The organism is Kiloniellales bacterium (genome assembly GCA_030064845.1).
Taxonomy (GTDB): Bacteria; Pseudomonadota; Alphaproteobacteria; order Kiloniellales; family JAKSDN01; genus JASJEC01.
Map to the genome: position 1 here is coordinate 24,515 of JASJEC010000030.1, position 25,206 is coordinate 49,720.

The following is a 25,206-nucleotide window of genomic DNA, read 5'->3' on the forward strand; positions in this document are numbered from 1 at the left end:
CTAACTTAAACCTATGAGCGACAGCACGACCCTGCCCCTGATCGGCGTGCCTGCCGATATCCGCGAGATCACGGCGATGCCGTTCCACGCGGTCGGCGACAAATACCTGCGCGCCATCACCCTGGCGACCGGCGGCCTGCCCGTGGTCATCCCGGCGTTCGGCGATTTCTACGACCTGCCCGACCTCCTGGCGCGGCTCGACGGCGTGCTGCTGACCGGCAGCCCGTCCAACGTGCATCCGACCTACTACGGGCAGCCACCGAGCGCCGAGGCCGAGCCCTACGACGAGGAACGGGACGCGACCACCTTGCCGCTGATCCGCGCCGTCCTCGACCAGGGCCTGCCCATGTTCGCCATCTGCCGCGGGATGCAGGAACTGAACGTCGCCCTCGGCGGCACGCTGCATCCCCGCGTCCACGAGGTCGAGGGGCGCATGGACCATCGCCGGCCAAAGCACGACGACCTGGACGTGCAGTACGGGCCGAAGCACGAGATCGCGCTGAGCCGCGGCACCCAGTTCCACGACCTCGCCAGGGCAGAGACAGTCATGGTGAACTCGCTGCACAACCAGGCGGTCGACCGGGTGGCAGAGGCGCTGGCGGTCGAGGCGGTCGCGCCCGACGGGACCATCGAAGCGGTCAGCGTGCCGGGTGCCAAGGACTTCGCCCTCGCAGTGCAGTGGCACCCCGAATACAAGGTGCTGGAGAATCCCTTTTCGACCAAGCTCTTTGAGAGCTTCGGCGAGGCCTGCCGGCGGCGGGCGCAAAGGCGTGCGGCCCGGCCGTCGAAGATCGACCTGGAGACGGCCTAGAGCGGATCATGTTTAGAGCAGATTCACCGGCTTTGATGGATCGCCTCCGGCGATTCAGTCAAACCCGGATTTGCTCTAGCAGGGGCGGAAACCGCGAGGCGCCACTTGCGCCGGCGCTCCAGGAAGATTGCAAATCTTTAATGGAATCGCCTGTTGCAACGCTCCCCCGGGAGTCCCACCTATATGGTTAAGAGCCGGCCCGATTAGAGGGCCGGCCGAAGTGGAGAATACGGTCCCCTGCCGTAGCTCCACCTCTCCGCGGAGAAAGAAGGAACGCCCGGATCTCCCCCCGACCGGGCGTTCCGCCTTTCCGGGGTCCGGAGCGCGGAACGCCGCGAAGAATTCCATCCAACCGGAAACTCCATTAGGCTCCCGGCATCCCTGTCACCGGCCGGCCCGAGGAGAAGCGATGACGCTGCGGCTCGCAACCTGGAACGTCAATTCGATCCGCCAGCGGCTCGATCACCTGGCCCGCTTCACCGACGGCCACGCCCCCGACATTCTGTGCCTCCAGGAGACCAAGATCACCGACGCCGACTTTCCGGCCGGGCGTCTCTCCGACATGGGCTACCGCCACCAGGCGATCCACGGCCAGAAAGCCTACAACGGCGTCGCCATTCTCGCCCGCGTGCCCTTCGAGAGCAGCGAGAAGATCGTCTGGTGCGGAAAGGACGACCGGCGGCACGTCACCGCGCGCTTCCCGGGCGGACTCGAGGTGCACAACTTCTATGTGCCCTCCGGCGGCCCGGATCCGGATCCGGTCAAGAACGAGAAGTTCGCCCACAAGCTGCGCTTCCTCGAAGAGATGGCCGCCTGGGGCAAGGACCAGGCAGCGGGAGAGCGCAAGCTGGTCCTCATGGGCGACCTCAACGTGGCGCCGCTCGAGACCGATGTCTGGAACCACAAGCGGCTTGTGCGCAGCGTCGGCCACACGCCGGGCGAATCGGAACGCATGGCCCACCTGCTCGCGGAGTCGGGTCTGGTCGACGCCGCCCGGCACTTCGTCCCGCCCTCCGAGCCGCTCTACACCTGGTGGGGCTACCGCTTTCCCCAGTCCTACGCGAAGAACTACGGCTGGCGCCTGGACCACGTCTGGGTCGGCCGCCCGCTCATGGCGTCGATCGGCGGCTTCCAGGTGGTCAAAGAGACGCGCACCTGGGAGAAACCCTCGGACCACGTGCCGGTCATGATCGAGATCGGGTAGGGTGCAACGGCGCCAGATGGTCCAAACAAGAACCAAATGGGTTCACCGCAGAGACACAGAGAGCACAGAGAACCAAATGAAGTTGGTTGCGCGCAAAGCGCGCCAAAAAAGTTCGTTGGTTTTTCCTCTGTGCTCTCTGTGTCTCTGTGGTGAAAAGGAGTCAGCCTTCAGCCACAGGCACTGTGTCGCCCGTCGAGGCGTCAGCGATCTAACCGGTCCAATCTGGCGGTCGCCAGAGCGTTTTCAATCGTCCTTGCGGTAGAGGTGATAGCGGCCCGGCTGGACGCCGTCGGGCGGGTCGAGCGCCGTGCCGCCGGGAAAGGCGACGTCCTGGTCCGAGACCACCAGACCGCCCGCGCGGAGCAGGCCTGGCAGGTAAGACGCGATGACCGCCGCGATCGCGCGGCTGGCCGCTTCGTCGCCGGAACCGATGTCGATATGGATCAGTGCGGCCGAGCCCGGGAAGCGGGCCCGCGCGGCCGGCAGCGTGTCGCGCAGATCGCCCAGGATCAGACGTTCCGGGTCGGGGACGCAGTCCGGGTGGGCGCGCACCTCGCGCTCGAAGACGAAGATCTCCCGGTTCGGGCAGATCTCGCGCAGATGGTCGTAGGTGCGGCCGTTGCCCAGGCCGATCTCGAGGATCGGCCCGTCCAGCGCCGCGGTCGCCGCCGCTGTCATATCGAGGCAGGCGCGCTGCGCCTGGAGCCGGCGGATGAAGCTGTCGAGCCGGCTCACGGGGTCGTGCCGGCGCGGGTCACTTTGCCGCCGCTCGGGCTTTGGCCAAGTCCTTCTGTGCGGCGGTCAGCGCTGCGCGGGCTTCGGTCAATTGGGCGGTCGTGGCCTCCAGCCGCTGGGCCAAAACGCGCATGATCTCGTTAGCCATTTCGGGGAAATCCAGGATCATGCGGAAGAACAGCTCCTTGGTCACCTTCAGCGCGGTCAGTTCGGTCGCCGCCTTGATGGTTGCGGTCCGGGGCACGTCGCAGAGGATCGCGATCTCGCCGATGATGTCGTTGCCTTCCAGGGTCGCGACGGTCAAGGGCCCGCTCGCGGTTTCGCTGATCACGTCCGCCTCGCCGGCAATCAGAATATAGGCCGAATCTCCCGCCTCGCCCTGACGGAACAGGACCTCTCCGGACTTGAAGACCAGACGCTCGCTGGCGAAGCACATGAGCTTGAGCTTCGCCGTGTCGATGTTCGAGAACAGGGGAATCTGGCGAAGCACGTTGACCTCGTCGTCCAAACCCATGGCTTAACTCCTCTTTTGACGGCGGTTTCACCCCGCCGCGACGAGCTCTTTCAGTTCCGAACCCGATTCGTTCAGTTCCTCGAAGGTACCATCGGCGACCAGCTTGCCGGCGCGCATGACCAGGACGCGGTCGAAGCTGCCGGCGGCGGCCGCCCTCTGCAAGGTGCAGATCGTCCCCTTGCCGGCGCGGGTCGCGAGCACCCGGCCGAGCACGCGGGTCTGGGTCGCGGCGTCCATCACCGCGCCCGCCTCGTTCATGATCAGGAGGTCCGGCTGCTTGAGCAGCGCACGGCAGACCGCGAGCTTCTGGCGCTGCACGTGGGTCAGGCGCTTGCCGCCGAGGCCGACCTGGTAGTCCAGGCCCACGACCAGGACGGTCTGGCGCAGATCCAGGCTGTCGAGCACTTCGCGCACGACGCGGCCGATGATCTCGCCGGCCTGGGGCCGGCCGTAGACCACCCGGCCGAACAGGATGTTGTCCTGGATCGACGCCGCCTTGATATAGGCGTCGGGCTGGTAAACCTGGACCGCGTCGGGATCGCGCTGCTCCAGAACCTCGGCGATGCGCTTGCGCGCCTCGATGATCATGGTGGCGCGCTCGTCGGTGATAAGCTCGAGCCGGTGGCGCGCCTCGATGTAGCGCATCGGGAGGCTGCGCAGGCGCAGCTGGTCGCTCGCCGGGGCCGCGTCCCGCCCGGCCTTCTCGATCCGCGCCACCAGGGTGCGGTACTCGGGCAGCTCGTCCTCGTCCATGAAGCCGAACTGCTCGAAGAAGGGGTGTCCGGGCGGCAGGTCGGCGAAGAGCTCGACCATGGTCCGGGCGATGGTCTCGCCCATGGCGGTGAGGTCGCCGAGCAAGCCCTTTTCCTCCAGCACCGCCAGCACCACGGGGTTCTCGGCGAGCACGTCCTCCTTGAAGCTGTCCTTGGTCGGGGTGCCGAACAGCAGGTTCTCCGCCAGGGTGGCGTTGGCGTTGTACTTCTCGGGATCGAAGCGGACCACGAGATCGCTCGCGTCCTCGGCCGCGAGGCGCTCCAGCAGGGCCTCGCGCGCGCGCAGAATGCCGGCCGCCACCGCCGGACGGGCGTCGGGATCGACCGTGCCGGTCAGGCCGAAGCGATAGACGTCCTCCTCGAGCTCGACGATTGACAGCGCCTCGACGACGCGCGCCTGGAGGGAGTCGAAGTCCTTGGCGCCGGCCGAGTCGTAGTCGATCCAGTCGGCCTCGGGGTCGAGCGCGACGTTGCCGGCGCGCAGGCTCTCGAGGTCGTCGCGCGACGGCGACGCCTGCGCCTCTTCAAGGCCGGCGGGCCGGTGCTTCAGGCCGTAGACCAGGTTCTCGAGCACCGATTGGGGAAAGAGGTACGCGTCCTGCCCGACGTAGGAGATGCGCCGCCCGGTCACGGCCTGGGGCAGGCTGTCGAGCGACCGGCCGTCGACCGAGATCGATCCGGTGCTCGGCTTGATCAGGTTGGCCAGCAGCAGGCCGAGGTGTTCCTTGCCGCTGCTGCTGCTGCCGACCACGGCCAGATGCTGGGTCAGGTCCATCTGAAAACTGACGCTGTCGACCAGGCGCGTGTTGGCGTCGTCGACCAGCGAAACGCCGAAGCAGGCCAGCTCGCCCTCCAGGGGCGGGCCGCAGTCCGCCTCGAGGCTCTGGCACGTCGGGTCGATCAGGTCCGGCGGCTGGAACTGCTCGATGACCTGCTCGTACTTGATCTGCACATCGAGGCGTTGCTGGTCCCAGTCGATCAGCTCCTTGATCGGTCCGGGCAGGTCCTTGTAGGCGGCGATCACCGCGACCAAGGCGCCGATGTCGAGCCGGCCGCTGAGCGCCAGCAGGCCGCCCGCGGAGTAGAAGACGAAGGGCGTGAGCTGGGCCAGGAAGTTGTTGAGGAACTTGACGAAGAACTTGCGCTGGAAGATCTCGACCCGGATCTTGAAGATCCTGCCGAGCCGCGACGAGAGGTCCGAGCGCTCGTAGTTCGAGGTGTCGTGGGCGTGGATCTCGGTCGCGCCGTCGACCAGTTCGCCGATCCGCCCGGCCAGCTGGCGCGCGGTCAGCTGCCGTTCGCGCCCGAGCAGGAGAATGCGCCGGCGGAGCTTGGGGATCAGAAAGGCCTGGATGGCGACGATCGTGGCGGCGACCAGGCCGAGCCAGATGCTCTGCAGCATGATGAAGGTCATGGCGGTGATCGCCTGCCCGCCGAGGAAGGCCGGGGTGACGAAGGCGTCGCCGATGAAGCCGCCGAGCGGCTCGACCTCGTCCTTGATCATGGTCGCCACCTCCGCCTGCTTGACGCGGCGGGTGTGGAACACCGGGAAGCGCAGCACCCGGTCGCCGAGCTCGAAGCGGAGGCGGCGCAGCATGCGCTCGCCCATGCGGCCCTTCAGCGTGTTGATCACGAACTTGAAGGCGCCGTTGATGAACACGAAGAAGAGAAAGGCGAAACTGAGCGCCATCAGGAAGTCGGCCTGCTCCAGCTTGAAGCCGTCGAACAGGCGTACCACCGGATCGGTGAAGGGCACCTCGATCCCCAGGAACGGCCGGGTCGAGCCGGGCCCCTCGAAGCCTTCGCCCTGGATGCCCTGGTTGACGATTGATTTCGGCAGGTCCAGCGAGACGAAGTAGAAGGGCATCGAAAGGGCGACCAGCAGCAGAATGAACAGCTGCTCCTTGCTGCTGTACCGCCAGATATACTTGAAGAGTCTCGGCTCCATCGGACCCCACGGGACTTTCCAGCGCGAAGGGGCAGCGCCGCCCGTTAGATTAACCAAACCGCTGCGAAGGTACAGAGCCCTTCACAGCGGGGCGGCGTGTGAAGCCCCGGATTTCCGGACACCTTTCGGAATTGCCCCGGCTGTGGCATGGTCTGCCGTCGCCTGTCGGGGGGAGCCGAAAAGGAGGGGGCATGGCCGGGCGCGGGAAGAGCAAACGCGTTCTCATCTACAGTCACGACAGCTTCGGCTTGGGCCATCTACGGCGCTGCCGCGAGATCGCCCACGCGTTGGTCGAGGCCGAAAAGAACCTCTCGGTTCTGATCCTTTCCGGATCGCCGATCATCGGCAGCTTCGACTTCCGCGCCCGGGTCGACTTCGTGCGGATTCCCGGCGTCATCAAGCTGCGCAACGGCGACTACACCTCGCTCAAGCTGCTGATCGACATCGAGCAGACCATGGCGCTGCGCGCTTCGATCATCGAGCACACGGCCAAGATATACGACCCGGACCTCTTCATCGTCGACAAGGAGCCGCTTGGCCTGCGCGGCGAGGTGGAGGGCGCGCTGGCGCTGCTGAGGGGCCGTGGCACGCCCTGCATCCTCGGCCTGCGCGACGTGATGGACGAGCCGGCCCTGCTGATCCCGGAATGGGAGCGCAAGGAATCCATTCCGGCGCTCAGCAAGTACTACGACGACATCTGGGTCTACGGCCTGCCGCAGATCTACAATCCGCTGGAGGGCATCGACCTGCCGCCGTCGGTCGCCCACAAGGTGACCTACACCGGTTATCTGCCGCGCAACGTGCCCGAGGCGACGCCCCAGGTCCTGCTCGAGAAGGTTTCCGAACCCTACCTGCTGATCACGGTCGGCGGCGGCGGCGACGGCGAGGAAATCGTCGACTGGGTACTGCGCGCCTACGAGGAGGACCCGGACATCCCCTATCCCGCCCTGCTCGTGCTCGGCCCCTTCATGTCGTCGGAACTGCAGGGCGACTTCCTGGCGCGCGTCCACCGCCTGGACAAGGTCGAGGCCATCACCTTCGAGGCGCGCCTCGAGAGCCTGATGGAGCGCGCGGTCGGCGTGGTCTGCATGGGTGGCTACAACACCTTCTGCGAGGTCCTTTCGTTCAACAAGCGGGCGCTGGTGGTGCCCCGCCGCGAGCCCAGGATGGAGCAGTACATCCGCGCCACGCGCGCGGCGCAGCTCGGCCTGGTGCGCGTGCTCAGCGAGACCGATCGGCGCGACGCCAGAGTGATGGCAACGGCGCTGCGGACCCTGCCCCAGCAGCCGCTGCCGGCCGACACCGTGGTGCCGGGGCTGCTCGACGGCCGCGAGAACGTGATCAAGCTGGCGCGCCAGTGGCTCGCCAGGCGCAGGCCGCGCAGGCCGGAAGTCGTCGGGGCGAGCGGCCTGGAATCGGCGCCTTCGCTCCTCCGCCTCTAGCTTGACGCGACGGGACCCCGGTCCCTAACGTCCCGCCATGAGCGCAACTCGGATCAACACGGCCGAAGCGGCGGCGCCGGTCGCCTTGGTGCTGAAGGGCTATCCGCGCCTCAGCGAAACCTTTATCGCGCGGGAGATCCTGGCCCTGGAGCAGCGCGGCGTGCCCCTCGTGATCTACTCCCTGCGCCATCCGACCGACCGCGCCCGGCACCCGGTCCACGACCGGATCCGCGCGCCGGTGCACTACCTGCCGGAGTACCTGCACCAGGAGCCGCGCCGCGTGCTCGCCGCCTGGGCGCGGGCTCGCCGTCTGCCGGGCTACGGCGCCGCCCGCGCCCTCTGGCTGCGCGACCTCGCCCGCGACCCGACCCGCAACCGGGTGCGCCGCTTCGGACAGGCCTGCGTGCTGGCCGCCGAGCTGGCGCCGGCGCCGCGCCGCCTGCACGCCCACTTCCTGCACACGCCCGCCTCGGTGGCGCGCTACGCCGCCGCCATGACCGGCCTGCCCTGGTCCTGCTCGGCCCACGCCAAGGACATCTGGACCACGCCCGAATGGGAGAAGCGCGAGAAGCTCGCCGACCTCGACTGGCTGGTGACCTGCACCGCCTCGGGCCGGGATCACCTGGCCGCGCTCGCCGCCGATCCGGCCAAGGTCGCGCTGGCCTACCACGGCCTGGATACGACCGGCCTGCCGCCTCGGCCCGCGCGGCGGCCGGCGCGCGATGGCCGCGACCCCGGCGATCCGGTCCGCATCCTGTCGGTCGGGCGGGCGGTCGCCAAGAAGGGCTACGGCGACCTGCTGGAAGCGCTCGCCGCCCTGCCCGAGCCGCTCAACTGGCGCTTCAACCACATCGGCGGCGGGCCCCTGGCCGACGGCCTCCGAAAGCAGGCCGGAAAGCTCGGCCTGGCCGGGCGCATCGAGTGGCTCGGCAGCCAGGCCCAGGACGCGGTCTTCGAGGCCTATCGCGGCGCCGACCTCTTCGTGCTGGCCAGCCGGATCGCCGACGACGGCGACCGGGACGGCCTGCCCAACGTGCTGATGGAGGCGCAGAGCCAGGGGCTGGCCTGCCTCTCGACCCGCGTTTCGGCGATCCCGGAGCTGATCCTCGACGGCGAGACCGGCGTGCTGGTCGACCCCGAGGACCCGGCGGTTCTGGCGCGGGCGCTCGAGTCGCTGATCACCGACCCGGCGGGCCGGGAGCGCCTCGGCAACGCCGGCGCCGAGCGGCTGGGCCAGGCCTTCGGCATGGAGCAGGGCCTCGACCTCATCATGACGCGCCTCGACCCGGAGCCGGCCGCGCTGCGCCGCGCCGGCTAGCGATGCGCGTCGCCTTCTATGCGCCGCTGAAGCCGCCGGACCATCCGGTGCCGTCGGGCGACCGCCGCATGGCGGCACTGCTGACCGAGGCGCTCGGCCGCGCCGGCTGCGAGGTGGAGCTGGCCTGCCACCTGCGGAGCCGCGATCCCCTGGGCGACCCGGCGCGCCAGGCGCGGCTCGAGACTCTCGGCGCCGCACTCGGCCGGCGGCTGGTCGCCCGTTACCGGCGCCGGCCGGCGCCGGAGCGGCCCGACCTCTGGTTTACCTATCACCTCTACTACAAGGCGCCCGACTGGCTCGGCCCCGGCGTCAGCCGGGCGCTCGGCATCCCCTATATCGTGGCCGAGGCGTCGGTCGCCAACAAGCGGGCGGGCGGCCCCTGGGACGCCGGGCACCGCGCCACCCTGGCTGCGCTCGATCAGGCCGAGCGGGTGATCGCGCTGAACTCCCAAGACGCCCTGGCCCTGCCGGACCGGAGCCGGGTCGAGCCCCTGAAGCCCTTCCTTGATCCGGCGCCCTACGGCCGAGCGGCCGCGCGGCGGCCCCAGCACCGCGCCACGCTGGCGGGTCGGCTCGGCCTCGACCCCGCCAAGACCTGGCTGGTCGCCCTAGCGATGATGCGCCCGGGCGACAAGCTCGCGTCCTACCGGATGCTGGCCGACGCGCTCGGCCGGATCGACCGGGAAGACTGGGTCCTGATCGCCGCCGGCGACGGGCCCGCGCGACCGGCCGTCGAGGCGGCCTTTGCCGGTTTCCCGCCGGGACGGGTTCATTTCGCTGGCGAAACAAGCCAAGCGGAGACCCCTGATCTCCTCTCGGCCGGCGACCTCTTCGTCTGGCCCGCGGTGAACGAGGCCTACGGCATGGCCCTTCTGGAGGCCCAGGCGAGCGGCCTGCCGGTGGTCGCGGGACGCACCGGCGGCGTGCCGGACATCGTCGACAACGGGGTCACGGGCCTCTTGAGCGCGCCCGGCGATACCGCCGCCTTCGCCGCCGCGCTGACCGAGCTGCTCAGCGACGAGGCGGCGCGGGCCGCGATGGGCCGGGCGGCGCGGCGGCACGTCGCGGCGGAGCATGGCCTCGACGCCGCCGCGCGCCGGCTCGGCGCCATCCTGTCCGAAGCGGTGGGCCGGCCATGACCGCGCTCGTGCTGCTGCGCCACGGCCCAACCGACTGGAACGAGGCCGGCCGCATCCAGGGCCGCAGCGACCGTCCGCTGAGCGCCGCGGGCTCCGCGGCGGTCCGGCAATGGCGCCTGCCGGCGGGGCTCGGCCGGCATCGCTGGGTCACCAGCCCGCTGGCGCGCGCGCGGCAGACGGCGGCCCTGCTGGGCCATCCGGAGGCGGCGCCGGAGGGGTCCCTGATCGAGGCCGACTGGGGCGCCTGGGAAGGCGAGAGGCTGGATGAACTGCGGGTGCGTTACGGAGCCGAAATGAAGTCGCTCGAGGCCCGCGGCCTGGATTTCCGCCCGCCGGGCGGGGAGAGCCCGCGCGACCTGCAGGCGCGCCTGCGGCCCTGGCTGTGCCGCCTGGGCGCCGGCGCGGCCCCCACCGTGGCGGTCTGCCACAAGGGCGTGATCCGGGCGATCTACGCCCTGGCGGCCGGCTGGGACATGACCGGGGCGCCACCGGACAAGCTGCGCTGGCCTGCGGCCCACGTCTTCCGGGTGACGGCCCAGGGGGAACCCCGGGCGAAACGCCTCAACCTCCCGCTGACGCCGTGACGGCGCCGGTCGACGTTCTGTTCCATGTCCAGCACCTGCTGGGCATCGGCCACCTGAAGCGGGCGGCGCTGCTCGCCAAGGCCCTGGACCGGGCGGGTCTCGCGACGGTCCTGGCCTCCGGCGGCATGGCGGTGCCCGATCTCGATCTGGGCGGCGCGCAGCTCGCCCAGCTTCCCGCCCTGCGGACCGCGGACAAGGATTTCTCCGGCCTGGTTGACCAGACGGGACGGCCGGTCGACGAGGCCTGGAAGGCGGTGCGCCGCGACCGCCTGCTCGCCCTCTTCGCCCGAACCAGGCCCCGCGCGCTGCTGATCGAGCTGTTTCCCTTCGGCCGGCGCCAGCTCCGCTTCGAGCTGCTGCCCCTGCTCGACGCGGCGCGCGCATGCCGGCCGCGGCCGCTCGTGCTCTGCTCGCTGCGCGACGTGCTGAACCCGGTGCAGGACCCGAAGAAGCGCGCCTGGATCCTGGAGAAGGCGCGGGCCTACCTGGACCGGGTCCTGGTTCACGGCGACCCGCGCTTCCTGCCCCTCGAGACGAGCTTTCCGGCCGCCCGCGAGATCGCCGACCTGCTCTGCTACACCGGCTACGTCGCGCCGGAGGTCCCGGCGGCGCCGCCGGCGGCCGAGGAGGGCGAGGTGCTGGTGTCGACCGGCGGCGGCGCGGTCGCCGCGCCGCTGATCGAGAGCGCGCTGGCGGCGCGGCCCAAGACCCGCTACCGCGACCGGCCCTGGCGGATCCTGGCCGGGCACGGCCTACCCGAGCCGGTCTTCAGCGGCTTCGTCCGCCAGGCCCCGCCCGGGGTGACGGTCGAGCGCAACCGGCCCGATTTTCCCGAGCTGCTCGACCGCTGCGCCCTCTCGATCAGTCAGGGCGGCTACAACACCGTGATGGACGTCCTGGCGGCGCGGCGGCCGGCGGTGATCGTCCCCTTCGCGACCGAGGGCGAGCGCGAGCAGACCTTGAGGGCCGAGCGCCTGGCGGCCGAGGGCCTGATCACCCTGGTGCCGGAAGGCGAGGACGCGGCCGGAGACGCCCTGGCGGCGGCGGTCGACCGGGCCGCGGAACGCCGCGGGGCCGCCGGGGCGATCGACCTGGACGGCGCGGCGAAGAGCGCCGCGATCGTCGCCGGCCTGCTGGCGGGTGCGCCGTGACCGACGCCTGGACCTCGCTGCAAGTCGAGCTGGACGCCTGGGCCGGGAGCGGCCGCGCGGCCACTCTCTGGTGGCGCGACGACGACGCCGTCGAGCCGAGCCGGGCGCTCGACCGGCTGCTCGAACTTTCGGAAGACCACGGGGCGCCGCTCTGCCTCGCCGTCATTCCGGCGCGCTGCGGCCAGAGCCTGCCGCGGCGCCTGCAGCGCGCCCCGGCGACGCTCGGCATTCTGCAGCACGGCTTTGCCCACCTGGACCACGCCGCCGCCGGCGAGAAGAAGGTCGAGCTCGGCCGGGGCCGCGCCATGAACGCCCTGCTCGAGGAGCTCGCCCGGGGCCAGGCCCTCATGCTGAGGCACTTCCAGGCGCACGCCCTGCCGGTTCTGGTGCCGCCGTGGAACCGCCTGGCTGCCGAACTCGTGCCGGCGCTGCCCGCGATCGGCCTGCACGGGCTGTCGGCCCACGGCCCGCGCGCGGAAGCGCGCCCGGTCGAGGGCTTGTGGCAGACCAACACCCATGTCGATATCATGCGCTGGGGCGAGGCTAGGGGCTTTCTGGGAGAGGTGCCGGTGTTGAATCAGATCCGCGACCATCTGCGGATGCGCCGGACTGGCGGACCCGCGGTCGATCCGGACGAGCCGACCGGCCTGCTGACCCATCACCTGGCGCACGACGCCGATGCCTGGCGCTTCCTGGGGCGGCTGGTTCCCTGGCTCGCCGGCCATCCGTCCTGCCGCCTGCTGGACGCCGCTGAGGTCTTCCCGGGCGTGCAATCCGCGCCGGACGGAGGCCATGCTTGAAGGAATACCGTTACCCCTTCCGCGCCCTGGCGGGCGACTACCTGCGGTCCCTGACCGGCGCGCTGGTCGGCTTCGGGGTGCTGTTGTCTGTGCAGCCCAGTCCTGCCATCATCCTGATCTTCGGAAGTGTGGCGGGTCTCTGTTCTTTCTTCGGCTACCGCACCATCCAGCGTCACGTGACGCGCGTGGCGGTCAGCGACGACGGCCTCTGCGATGCCGGGTTCGCGACGCGGGTGCTGCCATGGCAAGACCTGCGCACCATGAAGTTGCGGTATTACGGGACCAGGCGGCAGGATAGGGGGCTCGGAGGGTTCATGCAGTTGACGCTCAGGGGCGACACCGTGTCCTTCACCTACGAATCCACGATGGAGGGCTTCAACTACATCGTCTGGCGGGCCGCGAAGGCGCTGCGCGCCAACGGCGCGCCGGTCGATCCGACCTCGGCGGGCAACCTGCTGGCGCTTGGCGTGGACGCCGACTCCGACACGCCGCCACCGGAAGAAAACGCATAAGAAGCGGGGGCAGGGGAGTCGGCGCGATGCAGGATCTGCTGCAGGTCAAGGACCTGAAGATCAGCTTCAAGCTGCCCGGCGGCCGGCTCGAGGCGGTTCGCGACGTCTCGTTCCGGGTCGCCCCGGGATCGACGGTCGCCCTGGTCGGCGAGTCCGGCTCGGGCAAGTCGGTCGTCAGCCAGAGCATCATGGGGATCCTGCCCAGGACGGCCAAGATCGACGGCGGGTCGATCCTGTTCTCGGATCCCGACCGCGGCAACGGGCCGATCGACATCGCCAAGCTCGATCAGGACAGCCGGGAGATGCGTTCGATCCGGGGCGGGCGGATCTCGATCATCTTCCAGGAGCCGATGACCTCGCTCTCGCCGGTCCATACGATCGGCAACCAGATCGCGGAGGCCCTGCATCTGCATCGCACGGTCGGCGAGAAGGAAGGCCAGGAGCTGACCCGCGACATGCTGCGCATGGTCGGCTTCCCCGACCCAGAGCGCGCCTTGCGCACCTTTCCCTTCGAGCTCTCCGGCGGCCTGCGGCAGCGCGCGATGATCGCCATGGCGCTGATATGCCGTCCGGCCCTCTTGATCGCCGACGAGCCGACCACGGCGCTCGACGTCACGATCCAGGCGCTGATCCTCAAGCTTGTGAAGGACCTGCAGGCCGAGCTCGGCATGGCGGTCCTGATCATCACCCACGACCTCGGCGTGGTCGCCAACGCGGCCGAGGAGGTGGTCGTGATGTACCACGGCGAGGTCATGGAGCGGGGCAGCCTGGAGGACATCTTCCGTGACCCGCGCCACCCCTACCTGAAAGCGCTGCTGCGCGCGGTGCCGCGCTTCGACATGAAGCCCGGTGAGCGGCTGCAGCCGATCCGCGAGATCACCCACGAGGCGGGCGGGCCTCTGCTTGCCAGCAAGAAAGCCTGGACGCCCGAGGCCGAGGCGGTCGGCCCCCTGCTTCGGGTGGACGGCCTGACCAAGGGCTTCACGATCAAGAAGTCCGGTCTGTTCGCCACCAAGGAGACCGAGCGGGTGCTGGCTGTCGACGACGTCAGCTTCACGGTCGAGCACGGCGAGTGCCTCGGCCTGGTCGGCGAGAGCGGCTGCGGCAAGACCACGGTCTCGAAGATGATCATGCGCGCGCTGACCCCGGATTCCGGCGAGATCGCGTTCAACGATCACGGCACGCTGCGCGACATCCTCGCGCTCGGCGGCCAGGAGCTCGTCGAATTCCGCAAGCGGATCCAGTTCATCTTCCAGGACCCCTTCAGCTCGTTGAACCCGCGCATGACCGTGTTCGACATCATCAGCGAGCCGCTCGCCATCCACGAGGTCGGCGACGCCGAGACCCGGGCGGAGCTGGTCAAGGAGCTGATGCGCGTGGTCGGCCTCGACATCCGCCACCTCCGGCGCTACCCGCACAGCTTCTCCGGCGGCCAGCGGCAGCGCATCGGCATCGCCCGCGCCATGGCGCTCAAGCCCGACGTGCTGATCTGCGACGAGCCGGTCTCGGCGCTCGATGTCTCGATCCAGGCGCAGATCCTCAACCTCTTGAAGGACCTCAAGCGCGAGATGGACCTGACCTACCTGTTCATCTCGCACAACCTCGCGGTGGTCGACTACATCGCCGACCGCATCGCGGTGATGTGCCGGGGCCGCCTGGTCGAGGTCGCGCCGCGCGACACGCTGTTCCGCAATCCCGTGCACCCCTACACCAAGGCCCTGGTTTCGGCCGTGCCCGAGCCGAGCCTCGACCACAAGCTCGACCTCTCGACGCTGATGGAGGGCCGCGCCTCGGACCCGGCGTCCTGGCCGCGGCCCTTCACCGTCGACGGGAGGACCCAGTTGGCGATGGTCGACCTGGGCGACCGGCATTACGTGCGCAGCGACCCGAGCTTCACCGGCTTGAAGGCCGCATCATGACCGGATGCGGCGTCTCGGTGGAAAGCGTTCCGGCCCTTTCCGGCGAAGCGGGACGCGCGCCATGCTGAGCTACACCATCCGCCGCATCATGGTCATGGTGCCGACGCTGATCGCGATCAGCGCGCTGATCTTCATCATCATCCAGCTGCCGCCGGGCGACTACCTGGAGACCTACATCACCGAGCTGCAGAGCCAGGGCGAGGCGGTCGATCCGCAGAAGATCGAGCACCTGCGCCAGGAGTACGGGCTCGACCGGCCGTTCTACGAGCAGTACTTCTTCTGGGTCTTCGGCCTGATCCAGGGCGACCTGGGCTATTCCTTCGAGCATCAGCGGCCGGTCAACGAGGTGATCGGCGACCGGCTGTGGCTCAGCTTCCTGCTGTCCTTCACGACGATCATCTTCATCTACGTCGTCTCCTTCCCGATCGGCATCTATTCGGCGGTGCGCCAGTACAGCTTCGGCGACTACGCCTTCAGCTTCATCGGCTTCCTCGGCCTGGCCACGCCCAACATGCTGCTGGCGCTGGTGCTGCTCTACTTCGCCAACGTCTACTTCGGCATCTCGATCGGCGGCCTGATGGACGACCACTACGTCGACCAGCCTTGGAGCTGGGGCAAGTTCGTCTCGGTGCTGCAGCACCTGATCGTGCCGGTGGTCGTGATCGGCACCTCGGGGACGGCCGGCATGATCCGCCGGCTGCGCGCCAACCTTCTGGACGAGCTGCAGCGGCAGTACGTGATCACCGGGCGGGCCAAGGGGCTGCCGCCGGGCCGTCTCCTGCTGAAGTATCCGCTCCGGATGGCGCTCAACCCCTTCATCGCCGACATCGGCTCCCTCTTGCCCCAGGTGGTGTCCGGCGCAGCGATCGTGTCGATCGTGCTCAACCTGCCGACCACGGGGCCCATGCTGGTCGACTCCCTGCGCAGTCAGGACATGTACCTGGCCGGCTCGTTCCTGATGTTCCTGGCCGGCCTGACGGTGATCGGCGTGTTCCTGTCGGACGTGCTGCTGGCGCTGCTCGATCCGCGCATCCGGCTCGAAGGGGGCGCGACCAAATGAGCGACACCCAGATGGGCGGTGGCCGCAGGCCGATCGAGCACTACGTCAACCCGGCGCCCTTCGATCCGCACAGCGTCACAGAGATGTCGCCGGAGATGGAGCGCTACTACATGGCGCCCCAGTGGAAGCTGGTGTGGTGGAAGTTCCGCCGCCACCGCCTCGCGCTGATCTCGGGCGCCATCCTGCTGGCGCTCTACGTCTCGATCCTGTTCAGCGAGATCCTGGCGCCCTACAGCCTGCAGAGCCGCCACGTCGACTACATCTTCGCCCCGCCCCAGGGGATCCACCTGTTCCACGAGGGCCGCTTCGTCGGGCCCTTCGTCTACGGCCTGGACTACCGGCTGAACATGGAGAACCTGCGGCGCGAGTACACGCCCAATCCCGATCGGATCCAGAAGCTGCGCTTCTTCTGCCTGCACGAGCCCTACAAGTTCTGGGGCCTGATCCCGGGGCGCTTCCGCCTGGTCTGCCCGGCCGAGGGCGGCACCATGTTCCTGCTCGGCACCGACCGCCTGGGCCGCGACCTCCTAAGCCGCATGATCTACGGCGCGCGGATCTCGCTGACCATCGGCCTGGTCGGCATCTCGATCTCCTTCCTGCTCGGCATCGTCATCGGCGGGCTGGCCGGCTATTACGGTGGCTGGGTCGACAACCTGATCCAGCGCGGCATCGAGGTGATCCGCTCGTTTCCCGAGATCCCGCTCTGGCTCGCGCTCTCGGCCATCCTGCCGGTAACTTGGAGCCCGCTGCTGATCTACTTCGGCATCACCATCATCCTCGGCCTCCTGGACTGGCCCGGGCTGGCGCGCGCCGTGCGCTCGAAGCTTCTGGCGCTCCGCGAAGAGGACTTCGCCCTGGCGGCCCAGCTTATGGGCGCCTCGCCGCGGCGGATCATCGGCCGCCACCTCCTGCCCAGCTTCACCAGCCACCTGATAGCCTCGGCGACGCTCTCGATCCCCGGCATGATCCTGGGCGAGACCGCGCTCTCGTTCCTAGGCCTGGGGCTGCGGCCGCCGATCACCTCCTGGGGCGTGCTGCTGTCCGAGGCGCAGAACATCTCGATCGTCGAGCTCTATCCCTGGCTGATGCTGCCGGTGGTGCCCGTGGTGGTGGTCGTGCTCGCCTTCAACTTCCTGGGCGACGGCCTGCGCGACGCCGCGGATCCCTACAAGTAGCGGCGACGGCGTGACGCCGTCCCGTTTCCGTGAGATTTTGATGACGGCGATTGTCATTTTCGGCCGAGTATCGAGTTGCCATAGGGTCGGCCGGGCCGCGCCCGGGCCGGCGCAGGTTCCACCGTCACATGGGAGGCATTCCTTGACCTTGTTCAGGCTTTCCGCGCTCGCCGCGATCTGTCTTGCCGTCTGGCTGCCCGCCGCCGCGGCCGAGAAGACCGAGGTAACCCTGGGCACCGCCACGCCCGGCGGCGGCTTTGAGTTGTTCGGCGGCGCGCTGGCGCCCGTGGTCAACGAGACCGATCCGACCCTCTCGCTGCAAACCGTGGCCACAAAGGGCTCGAGGGAGAACCTGGAGCTGTTGCGGAGCGGCGCGCTGGACACGGCGCTGGTCGCCGGCGTGCCGGCCTACGAGGCGCTCGCCGGGGTCGGGCGCGAGAAGCTCGATCTCAAGATCATCAGCGCCATCTACCCCAGCTTCGGCCTATTCGCCGTGCGCGGCGACAGCTCGGCCAAGACCTTCTCCGACCTGATCGGAGAACGGGTCGCCTGGGGCACCCGGTCCTCGGGACTAACGGCGCTGGGCGGCTACGTGACAGAGGCCCTCGGCCTGGACCGGGACAAGGACTTCGACGCCCGTTATCTGGAGAAGGCCGGGCGGGGCGCCCCCATGGTCTTGGACGGCAGCGTCGCGGCGCTCTGGGGCGGCGGGATCGGCTGGCCCAACTTCACCAAGATCACGCGGGCCGGCGGGCTCCTGGTCGGCCTGACGTTGGACCAGGTCGAGAAGGTCAACGCGAAGTTCCCGTTCCTCAAGCCCTATGTTCTGGCGCCCTCGTCCTACCCCGGGCAGACCGAGCCGCTGCGCTCGGTCGCCGCCTGGAGCTTCATCCTGGCCCGTCCAGACCTGCCCAACGACGTCGCCTATCGCCTGGCCAAGGCCTTGCACCGCGGCAACCCCGCCCTGGCGGCGAAACTCGCCCAGGGCCGCGAGACGACGCCCGAGAACACCAAGGCCGCGGCCCTCGAACCACAATTGATCCACCCGGGGGTGCGCAGATACCTCGCCGAGATCGGGCTCTGACGCCAGAGCGGATCATGTATTGACGGAATCGCCGGAGGCGATCCGACAAACCCGAACCTGCTCTAGGCCCTATTCGTCGGGGATACCTTCGGGAAGCGCGTAGTGGCTCGCGGCCAGCAGCGGCGCCTGCACGACCATGCCGCCGCCGGGCCGATTGATCTGGGCTACGCCGAGAACATACTCGAACAGAACGTCGGCCTCGTCGGCGTTCACGACGATCTGCACGTACCTGATCAGATAGGCGTCCGGCAGCGTTCCGGGTTTCGCCTTCGCATCGGCGAAAGCATCGATGCCCAAACAAGACTGGCTGGAGACCCGAACCGCCTTGCGGTTCGCGCGCAGATCCTTCAGCAGGGTCCGGTGCGTGCCGTCGTCCGGCAAGATGCAGATGATCAGCTTGCAATCCTTCCCGCTGGTCGCGGCGCCGCTGTCGTTCCCGTCCATCCGACCCCCTCCGGGCTCAGTTCGCGTCCAGGCGTTCGCGCATGCTCTTCGGGATGTAGGCGGCGGCCTTGTCGAGCGGCGTTACGTAGATGTATCCGGCACCCGGCGTGTCGAGCCCCCCGCCGCGGTAGAGGTGGTCCATGACGGCGTCGGCCTGGTCGGTTGCGACGAGGATGCTGATCACCTCCCGTTCGACCTCGACCGCGACGCCCAGGACACCGAGCAGTTCGCGCGCGCCGAATCCGTTCACGCGATATCCGATCGCGCCGGTCGTGGCGCCGATCTCCCGCGCCGCCTTCAGGATCGCTTCGGCCCGGCCCGCCTGGAACACGACCGTCAGCAAGGCCACGTCCGTCAAGTAGGTGATTTCGTTGTCGCTCATGTCAGCACCTGGCCCTCGTCGCTCTTCTGGGACTCGGTCGGGACGCGGTCGGCCTCGTGCTGGCGTCTCCATACCTGATAGCGCGCCCAGAGGCCGACAGTGAGAACCGAGAGGATCGGGCCGATGGACGCGAGACAGAGGATCCCGAAGCCTTCCACGGCCTGGGTTGCTTCGCCCAATCCCAGACCCATCGCCAAGACCAGGGGAACGGTGATCGGACCGGTCGTCACGCCGGCGCTGTCCCATGCGACGTTCACGAACTCTTCGGTGGATAGGAATGTGAGCAGCATCGCAAACAGATAGGGCGGCGCCACCAGCCAAATCAGAGGAAGTTCGAACACCAGCCTGGCGACGCCGGCGGCGATACCGCAAGCGACACCGACCGAGACCGCGTAGACCAAAGTCTTCTTCTTGAAGACGCCGTTCGTCAGCTTCTCCGTCGTCACGCCCAGCGCGTTCAGCGCCGGCTCCGCCAGCGTCGCTCCGAAGCCCAGAAACCACGCGAAGGCCAAGACCACGACCAAGCCGACAATGAACTCGTAGATCGGCGAACCTTCAACACTGTTCACTTCCATGAAGGCCGAGGGCACCAGGCCTCCCGCGGCGCCGCCGAGCTTCGAAAGGCCGTAGGTCAGTCCGACGTTGAAGATGCACATGCCCACGATGGTGAGCCCGATGCCGTAAAGGATGTAGCCCGGGTTCTCAAGACGATCCCTCAGGAGGAACTTGAGGACGAGGAAAAGGAAAACGACGAGCGGGAGGATCGCGCGCACGCCCAGGACGATTTCCTCGCCCGGCGTCCGTTGGTACCAGCTCGGGCTCGCTTCGCTGCCGACCGCCGCGGACTGCTTGGCCATCTCCAGGATCTCGGCGACTTCGACCGTCGAGGAGATATAGAAACTGAGCAGCAGCACGCCGATGATCGGGAACAGCGATGCCATCGTGACGATCCCGAAGCCGGAGAGCTCCGAATCTCCCTTCCCACCCGCGGCCGCGATACCGATGCCCAGCGCCAGGACCAGCGGGACCGTTACCGGCCCCGTCGTCACGGCGCCGCAGTCCCAGGCCAGGCCCAGGATGTTACGCAGTTCCGGGTCGATGGCGGCGACGGCGGACAGCGCCAGGACGGGCAGCAGGGACAGATAAATGAGCGGCTTCAGGCTCCAGCCCATGAGAAAGCGCAGAGTCCCGAGCACGGCGGCCAACCCGACGCTGAAACCGACGACCAGCACGAGCGCCCCGGACCAGAAGTTCAAAATCGCATAGAGGTAGGGCGCACGCTCGACCGATACGATCTGGCCGGCCGCCTTCAAGGCGCCGATCGCGGGCTCGGCGAAGGTGACGCCGATACCCAGTAAGAGCGTAACGAGCAGGACGACCGGCAGGCTGGACTTGCGGGGCAGCCTGTCGCCGATCAGGGTGCCGAAGGGCATGAGCCCGAGGGCGAGGCCCTCCATGAAGAGCATCAGGCCAATGATGACGGCGAAGAGCCCGCCGGTGATGATCCAGCTGTCGGCGACCAACTGTTGCAGAAAGAGGATCTGGAAGAGAGCGAGATAGAGGCCCAAGGGAACGACGGCCTTGATCTGTTCCATGAGGCGCACGGAAATGTAGGGCCGGACAATGCGCAGGGCTTCGCCCGCCGAGATGTCGTACTTGGGTATCGCCTTGGGGATGACCCGGCCCTCGGAATCGAAGGACAGGGCGGGGGCCATGCGGCTGTAGCTTAATACCTGGTGGGTCGAGCGCGCCTCGCGCTGATAGTCTCCGAAGCGGCAGCTGTTCGGCATTCACCCCCCCATCCGGCGACAACGAGGCCTGAACGCGCACCCCCCGGAACGCGCGAGCCGTCAGTTAATCGGAATGTCTGGTCCTAGTAAAGACTGGGGTCCGGCCGCCGGCGATCGCTACCGCCCGGCGACCTCCGAGCCGCGGCGGTGCCGCATCACTCTGCTTTCGGCTTTTCGGCGCAAGAGCCGGTGGTCAGGAATTTCACGCCGACCTTGTCTCCCGCCTTCCAGCAGATGCGGCATTCATGGACCGGTCCCGATTGGAGCTGCAGCTTGAACACGGACCGCTTCGGGATCTTCTGCTGAGGCAGGCGCAGGCCGGCACCGCTATGGGAAAGGTTCAACACGATGCAGGCGTGGCGGTCCTCCCCATCGATGATCTCAGCAGACTTCAGCGTGGCGAAGCGCCGGTGCTGCCGGCGTTCGGCACCGGCCGGGCACGGATCGCTCTGCTTGGGAGGCCCCTGATCTTGCCGAAACGGGGTTTCGACGGAACCGGACGTAGCGCGCTCGATGCGTTTCTTCAGCTCGTCCCTGGTAAAGGGTTTGGCCAAGTAGCCCGCCACGCCGCCAGACCCCAAGCCGTCGAGCGTCCAGTTCTTGTCAACAAGCCCCGACTGGATCAGGAAAGGCGCCGTGACGCCCGCCTCTTGGATCTGCTCGATCACCTGATAGCCGTCGATATCCGGCAACATGATGTCCACGATAATCAGGTCGTATTCGTTGCGCCTCGCCAGCGCTATCGCCTGCCGTCCATCATTCGCGGTATGGCAGAAATGCCCCTCGCTGCGCAGCATAGCTTCCCCGTACTGCGCCTCTGAAAGGTTGTCCTCTACATAGAGTATTTGCATAACCGGCTTCCGTCGGATCTTGGCTGTGCCCCTGCGCTGATTAGCACCAGGTTGTCGCAAGATTCGAAGAACAACCGAGAAGCCTCCTGGATCTGGTCAGTTTCCCAGAAACATTTGAACGACCGAGAAGAGAAGGGTCATAGCCATGGCACAATAGAGCCCGGCGTTTACGTCTATCGCCCCGTCCTCTCCTGCGATCAAATTCTCGGCCGCCTTCAGCATACTTGCTCCCAGCTGGTGCGTGCTTTTATTAACGGGTGATTAATTTATTACTTGAACAAGCCCTGAATTACAATAGCAAAGATAAGTAAACGGCGAAATATTTTCTTAAGGTAAACAAATATGTACTTAATGACTGCGCAGCTCGCTCAGTCCTTTACCACGACGAGGTCGACCGGCTGGGAGACCCCGGCCACCTGGGCACCGGGGACCTGGCGCAGGCCCGCACCGTCGCGGTAGCCCTGCTCGATCGCCAGGTCGTAGGTCCTGCGGTCGCATACCGCGCTGACGCCCAGCTCCTTGTTCTGCTTCTCCAGCTTAGCGGAGAGGTTCACCGCGTCGCCGATCACCGTGTACTCGAGCCGGGTCTCGTCGCCGACCGCGCCGAAGAGCACGTTGCCGGTCGCGACCGAGCCATTGACCCGCGGGCAGGGCCGGCCCTCGGCCGCGCAGGCCTCGGCCCAGAGCCCGGCGGCCGCCATGGTCTCCTGCAGCGCGCGCAGCGAGTCCGCGGCGTAGCTGTCGGTCGGCGCGGCGGCGCCGAAGGTCGCCATGATGCCGTCGCCGAGGAACTTGTCGATCGATCCGCCGTGCTTCTGGATCACCGGGATCACCTGCGCCTGGTACTCGGAGAGCAGGCTCATGACCGCGTCCGGCGGCGCCTCGGCGGCGAAGCGGGTGAACCCGCGCATGTCGAGGTTGAGCACCGCAGCTTCGCGCAGCTCGCCGGTCCCGGCGCGGATCTCACGCTCGGAGCCCTTGATCTTGGCGGCGATCTCCGGCGCGAAGAAGCGCGACAGCTCCTGCGCCGCGGTCTGTTCGGCGACGGCGCGCACCAGCAGGTCCCGTGCGCGCATGAGCGCAAAGGCGATGATTCCGGTGACCACGGAGATGGTCAGGATCTTCTCGACCTCGGCGCCGATCAGCACCGAATTGGAGGTGAGGTAGGTGACGTAATCACGGGTGATCATCATGTCCTCGGGGTCGCCGTAGACCACGTAGAGCACCATGGCGACCCACAGCGTGACCGCGACGGCGCCGGCGAGCACGACGTAGCGCGCCTCGAAACGCAGCGCTCGCAGCGCGATGAAGATGAAGATCCACAGGATGGTGGGCGCCTTCAGATAGAACGAGGCCGGCTGGTCGTACTGCAGGTGGAAGCTCCAAATCAGCGCCATCAAGAGCGTCATGTCGAAGACCACGGAGACGGCCAGCGACCAGGATGGCAGGCTGCCCCGCCGCGCCCAGAACAGTCTGACCAGGGTGAGCGCGAGGTAGATCGCCAGCACCCAGGGCACCGGCTCGAACGTCGCGTCGTCGGAAAAGGTCTTGGGCGAGAAGAAGTAGAAGGTGCCGATCACGATCAGCACGGAGAACTGGAACCAGGTAATCAGCAGCTCGCTGCGGTCCTGCTGATCGCGGATCGCCAGCTGGACGCGCTCGGGCAGAGCCTCGCCATTCTCGCTCGAGAACCATTTCATGGGCACGGGGAGGCCACCACGCAGTTTGCTGGAACGTCATTCTAGGCCAGACGCGGCCGGGACGAATCTCAGAAAGGCGTGAACCGCGGAAGATTCAAGCCAATTTCTCCAGCCAAAAGGCGCTGTTCCGGGCCCCCGGCACGGCCGCCACCCCGCCGACAACCGAGGCGGCCACGGCCGCCTCCATGGCGGTCGAGACGTAGTGGCTGGCGAAGCGCACCCGCCAGCCACCGCCCTGCAAGAGGGGTACGAGACCGAGCTGCTCGTTGTAGCCGCGCCAGGCCCAGGACGCCGGGTAGTCCTCGGGCAGAAAGATGTCGTGGAACTGCACCCAGGCGCCGGCGGGCAGCAGAGGCAGGACGCGGCAGAGCAGGAAGTCCACGTCGCTGCCGGGCATCAGGATGTGGCTGGAATCGATCAAGAGGAAGTCGCCGGACTGCAGATCCTCGAACGGCGCCAGGTCGTCCAGCGGCAGGGTCTCGCGCCGCAGCGTCAGAGGCAGGTCGGCCAGGTCGGCGCGCGGCGCCGGATCGATCGCGGTGATCGCGGTCTCAAGACCGCCGTCCGCGACCGCCCGGCAGAGAAACCGCGTCGAGTGCCCCGAACCGATCTCCAATATGCGGCGTGGCCGACGGCCGCGCACCAGCGTGTAGGCGACCGCAGCATCGAGGGGCGGGAACCAGTCCTGGGACCAGCGCGGGGCCGGCGGCGGCGCGTCGCCGATGCGTTCGAGGTCGTCGGCCAGACCGTCGACCTCGTCGAGCAGTTCCCCAAACGCCGGCTCCCGCTCCCGGAGCAGCGTTTCGAGCGCCGGATAGGGTCCGCGCTGGCCCGCGCCGGGCAGGTCGGCCGCATAGCGGTAGGGGATGAAGAAGCCGCGCGGCGCGCCGCCGAAGAGGGTCTGCAGGCCGTACCAGGCGCGCCGGCGCCAGGCCCGTCCCGTGGGGGACGGGCTCACGGCTCGAGGACCAAGCCCTCACGGGCGACGACCGTGCCCGGCCGCAGGGCCTCGGCCTCTCGCGCGACCCGGTCCATGAAGTCGTCGTCGTGCGCTGGATCGTGGTGGAAGATCACCAGGCGCCGCGCGTCCGCGAGATCGCAAAGGCGCGCGCCCTCCTGCCAGGTCGAGTGGCCCCACGAGCGGTAGTCGGGAAACTCCTCGTCGGTATAGGTGCTGTCGTAGATCACCAGGTCGGCCCGGTCGATCAGCTCGAGGATCTTCTCGTCCGGTTGGCCCTCGACGTGCTCGGTGTCGGTGATGTAGCAGATCGACTTCTTGTTCCAGTCGATGCGGTAGCCGGTCGCCCGGTTCGGGTGGTTGAGCGCGGCGGTCCGGATCTTGATCCCCCGGCAGGGCTCGATGGTCTCGCCGGCGGTGAAATCGTGGAACGACACGTTGGCGGCGAAGATCTGCGGCGGAACGGGAAACAGCGGCGCCACCATGAACTGGTTGATCGCCTCGTGCAGCGTCATCTCGGGCTGCAGGTGACCGGCCCAAAGACGAAGCCGGTTGTTCGCTTTGAACAGCGGGCCGAAGAACGGCAGCCCGGCGATATGGTCGAAATGGGTGTGGGTCAGGAAGATGTTGGAGACCAGGTCGCCGTCCTTGGCGAGGTGGTCGCCGAGCCCCCGCAAGCCGGTGCCGGCGTCGAATATCAGCAGATGTCCGTCACAGCGCACCTCCAGGCAGGAGGTGTTGCCGCCGTAGCGCCGAAACTCCTCGCCGGGGCAGGCGATGGAACCGCGGACACCCCAGAAGCGGACGGACAGGCTGCGCTGCTTGGTCAAGGGTCGGTTTTCCCGCTTTTCGCTCTGATCGGCCTTAGATGTAAGACACCGCGCGCCGCTGTCCCAGGGGTTATTTCACATC

General features: G+C 68.0%; 23 protein-coding genes. 13 read left to right on the plus strand and 10 right to left on the minus strand.

The window, feature by feature from the left end; genetic code table 11:
• The first annotated feature begins 13 nt into the window (after positions 1–13).
• Together QNJ67_12730 and xth are read left to right on the plus strand one after the other, a co-directional pair.
• On the plus strand, positions 14–811 hold the full coding sequence (locus QNJ67_12730) for a gamma-glutamyl-gamma-aminobutyrate hydrolase family protein (protein MDJ0609835.1): 798 nt from the start codon (positions 14–16) through the stop codon (positions 809–811).
• A 409-nt stretch (positions 812–1,220) separates the two neighbouring features.
• Positions 1,221–2,015: an exodeoxyribonuclease III gene (gene xth, locus QNJ67_12735; GenBank protein MDJ0609836.1), complete on the plus strand. Its 795-nt coding sequence runs from the start codon at positions 1,221–1,223 to the stop codon at positions 2,013–2,015.
• 243 nt (positions 2,016–2,258) lie between these two features.
• Here xth and QNJ67_12740 read toward each other — a convergent pair whose 3' ends face one another.
• The 3 genes from QNJ67_12740 to QNJ67_12750 are packed head-to-tail and all read right to left on the minus strand — an operon-like array spanning position 2,259 to position 5,985.
• Positions 2,259–2,750 (minus strand): class I SAM-dependent methyltransferase, encoded by a 492-nt coding sequence (locus QNJ67_12740; protein MDJ0609837.1) that lies wholly within the window; start codon positions 2,748–2,750, stop codon positions 2,259–2,261.
• 19 nt (positions 2,751–2,769) lie between these two features.
• Entirely contained in the window at positions 2,770–3,264 is a 495-nt protein-coding gene (locus QNJ67_12745; protein ID MDJ0609838.1) for a cyclic nucleotide-binding domain-containing protein, read from the minus strand.
• A 27-nt stretch (positions 3,265–3,291) separates the two neighbouring features.
• Positions 3,292–5,985: an ATP-binding cassette domain-containing protein gene (locus QNJ67_12750; protein ID MDJ0609839.1), complete on the minus strand. Its 2,694-nt coding sequence runs from the start codon at positions 5,983–5,985 to the stop codon at positions 3,292–3,294.
• Between the two features lie 191 nt (positions 5,986–6,176).
• Here QNJ67_12750 and QNJ67_12755 point away from each other — a divergent pair, with 191 nt between their 5' ends.
• The 11 genes from QNJ67_12755 (at position 6,177) to QNJ67_12805 (ending at position 18,169) form a co-directional block, all read left to right on the plus strand.
• A complete protein-coding gene (locus QNJ67_12755) occupies positions 6,177–7,427 on the plus strand; it encodes a glycosyltransferase (GenBank protein MDJ0609840.1) in 1,251 nt (416 codons plus the stop codon).
• Between the two features lie 37 nt (positions 7,428–7,464).
• Positions 7,465–8,745, plus strand: a complete 1,281-nt coding sequence (locus QNJ67_12760; protein MDJ0609841.1) for a glycosyltransferase family 4 protein — start codon at positions 7,465–7,467, stop codon at positions 8,743–8,745.
• Positions 8,746–8,747: 2 nt separating this feature from the next.
• Positions 8,748–9,884, plus strand: coding sequence for a glycosyltransferase family 4 protein (locus tag QNJ67_12765; GenBank protein MDJ0609842.1), 1,137 nt, complete (start codon positions 8,748–8,750; stop codon positions 9,882–9,884).
• On the plus strand, positions 9,881–10,468 hold the full coding sequence (locus tag QNJ67_12770) for a histidine phosphatase family protein (GenBank protein ID MDJ0609843.1): 588 nt from the start codon (positions 9,881–9,883) through the stop codon (positions 10,466–10,468). The genes QNJ67_12765 and QNJ67_12770 overlap by 4 nt, the downstream gene beginning before the upstream one ends.
• Positions 10,465–11,619: a glycosyltransferase gene (locus tag QNJ67_12775; GenBank protein MDJ0609844.1), complete on the plus strand. Its 1,155-nt coding sequence runs from the start codon at positions 10,465–10,467 to the stop codon at positions 11,617–11,619. Before QNJ67_12770 ends, QNJ67_12775 begins: the two co-directional genes overlap by 4 nt.
• Positions 11,616–12,419 (plus strand): polysaccharide deacetylase family protein, encoded by an 804-nt coding sequence (locus QNJ67_12780; protein MDJ0609845.1) that lies wholly within the window; start codon positions 11,616–11,618, stop codon positions 12,417–12,419. Before QNJ67_12775 ends, QNJ67_12780 begins: the two co-directional genes overlap by 4 nt.
• Positions 12,416–12,931 carry a hypothetical protein gene (locus tag QNJ67_12785; GenBank protein MDJ0609846.1) on the plus strand — a complete coding sequence of 172 codons (516 nt, stop codon included), beginning with the start codon at positions 12,416–12,418 and terminating at the stop codon, positions 12,929–12,931. Before QNJ67_12780 ends, QNJ67_12785 begins: the two co-directional genes overlap by 4 nt.
• 26 nt (positions 12,932–12,957) lie before the next feature.
• Positions 12,958–14,850 carry an ABC transporter ATP-binding protein gene (locus QNJ67_12790; protein ID MDJ0609847.1) on the plus strand — a complete coding sequence of 631 codons (1,893 nt, stop codon included), beginning with the start codon at positions 12,958–12,960 and terminating at the stop codon, positions 14,848–14,850.
• Positions 14,851–14,911: 61 nt separating this feature from the next.
• Positions 14,912–15,910, plus strand: coding sequence for an ABC transporter permease (locus tag QNJ67_12795; protein ID MDJ0609848.1), 999 nt, complete (start codon positions 14,912–14,914; stop codon positions 15,908–15,910).
• Positions 15,907–17,085: an ABC transporter permease gene (locus QNJ67_12800; GenBank protein MDJ0609849.1), complete on the plus strand. Its 1,179-nt coding sequence runs from the start codon at positions 15,907–15,909 to the stop codon at positions 17,083–17,085. The genes QNJ67_12795 and QNJ67_12800 overlap by 4 nt, the downstream gene beginning before the upstream one ends.
• Positions 17,086–17,227: 142 nt before the next feature.
• The gene (locus QNJ67_12805; protein ID MDJ0609850.1) at positions 17,228–18,169 is read left to right on the plus strand and encodes a TAXI family TRAP transporter solute-binding subunit; all 942 of its coding nucleotides are present in this window, start codon (positions 17,228–17,230) and stop codon (positions 18,167–18,169) included.
• Between the two features lie 69 nt (positions 18,170–18,238).
• On the opposite strand, the gene QNJ67_12810 is transcribed toward QNJ67_12805, so the two are convergent.
• The 7 genes from QNJ67_12810 to QNJ67_12840 all read right to left on the minus strand — a co-directional run bounded on the left by QNJ67_12810 (position 18,239) and on the right by QNJ67_12840 (position 25,124).
• On the minus strand, positions 18,239–18,613 hold the full coding sequence (locus QNJ67_12810; GenBank protein MDJ0609851.1) for a hypothetical protein: 375 nt from the start codon (positions 18,611–18,613) through the stop codon (positions 18,239–18,241).
• Between the two features lie 16 nt (positions 18,614–18,629).
• Positions 18,630–18,995 carry a P-II family nitrogen regulator gene (locus QNJ67_12815; protein ID MDJ0609852.1) on the minus strand — a complete coding sequence of 122 codons (366 nt, stop codon included), beginning with the start codon at positions 18,993–18,995 and terminating at the stop codon, positions 18,630–18,632.
• A complete protein-coding gene (locus tag QNJ67_12820; GenBank protein ID MDJ0609853.1) occupies positions 18,992–20,785 on the minus strand; it encodes a DUF1538 domain-containing protein in 1,794 nt (597 codons plus the stop codon). The genes QNJ67_12815 and QNJ67_12820 overlap by 4 nt, the downstream gene beginning before the upstream one ends.
• Before the next feature lie 155 nt (positions 20,786–20,940).
• Positions 20,941–21,636 carry a response regulator gene (locus QNJ67_12825; GenBank protein ID MDJ0609854.1) on the minus strand — a complete coding sequence of 232 codons (696 nt, stop codon included), beginning with the start codon at positions 21,634–21,636 and terminating at the stop codon, positions 20,941–20,943.
• Positions 21,637–22,004: 368 nt separating this feature from the next.
• Complete coding sequence (locus QNJ67_12830; protein MDJ0609855.1) at positions 22,005–23,336, minus strand: adenylate/guanylate cyclase domain-containing protein; 1,332 nt, start codon at positions 23,334–23,336, stop codon at positions 22,005–22,007.
• A 94-nt stretch (positions 23,337–23,430) separates the two neighbouring features.
• Complete coding sequence (locus tag QNJ67_12835) at positions 23,431–24,294, minus strand: class I SAM-dependent methyltransferase (protein MDJ0609856.1); 864 nt, start codon at positions 24,292–24,294, stop codon at positions 23,431–23,433.
• Positions 24,291–25,124, minus strand: a complete 834-nt coding sequence (locus tag QNJ67_12840; GenBank protein ID MDJ0609857.1) for an MBL fold metallo-hydrolase — start codon at positions 25,122–25,124, stop codon at positions 24,291–24,293. Before QNJ67_12840 ends, QNJ67_12835 begins: the two co-directional genes overlap by 4 nt.
• Positions 25,125–25,206: the final 82 nt, after the last annotated feature.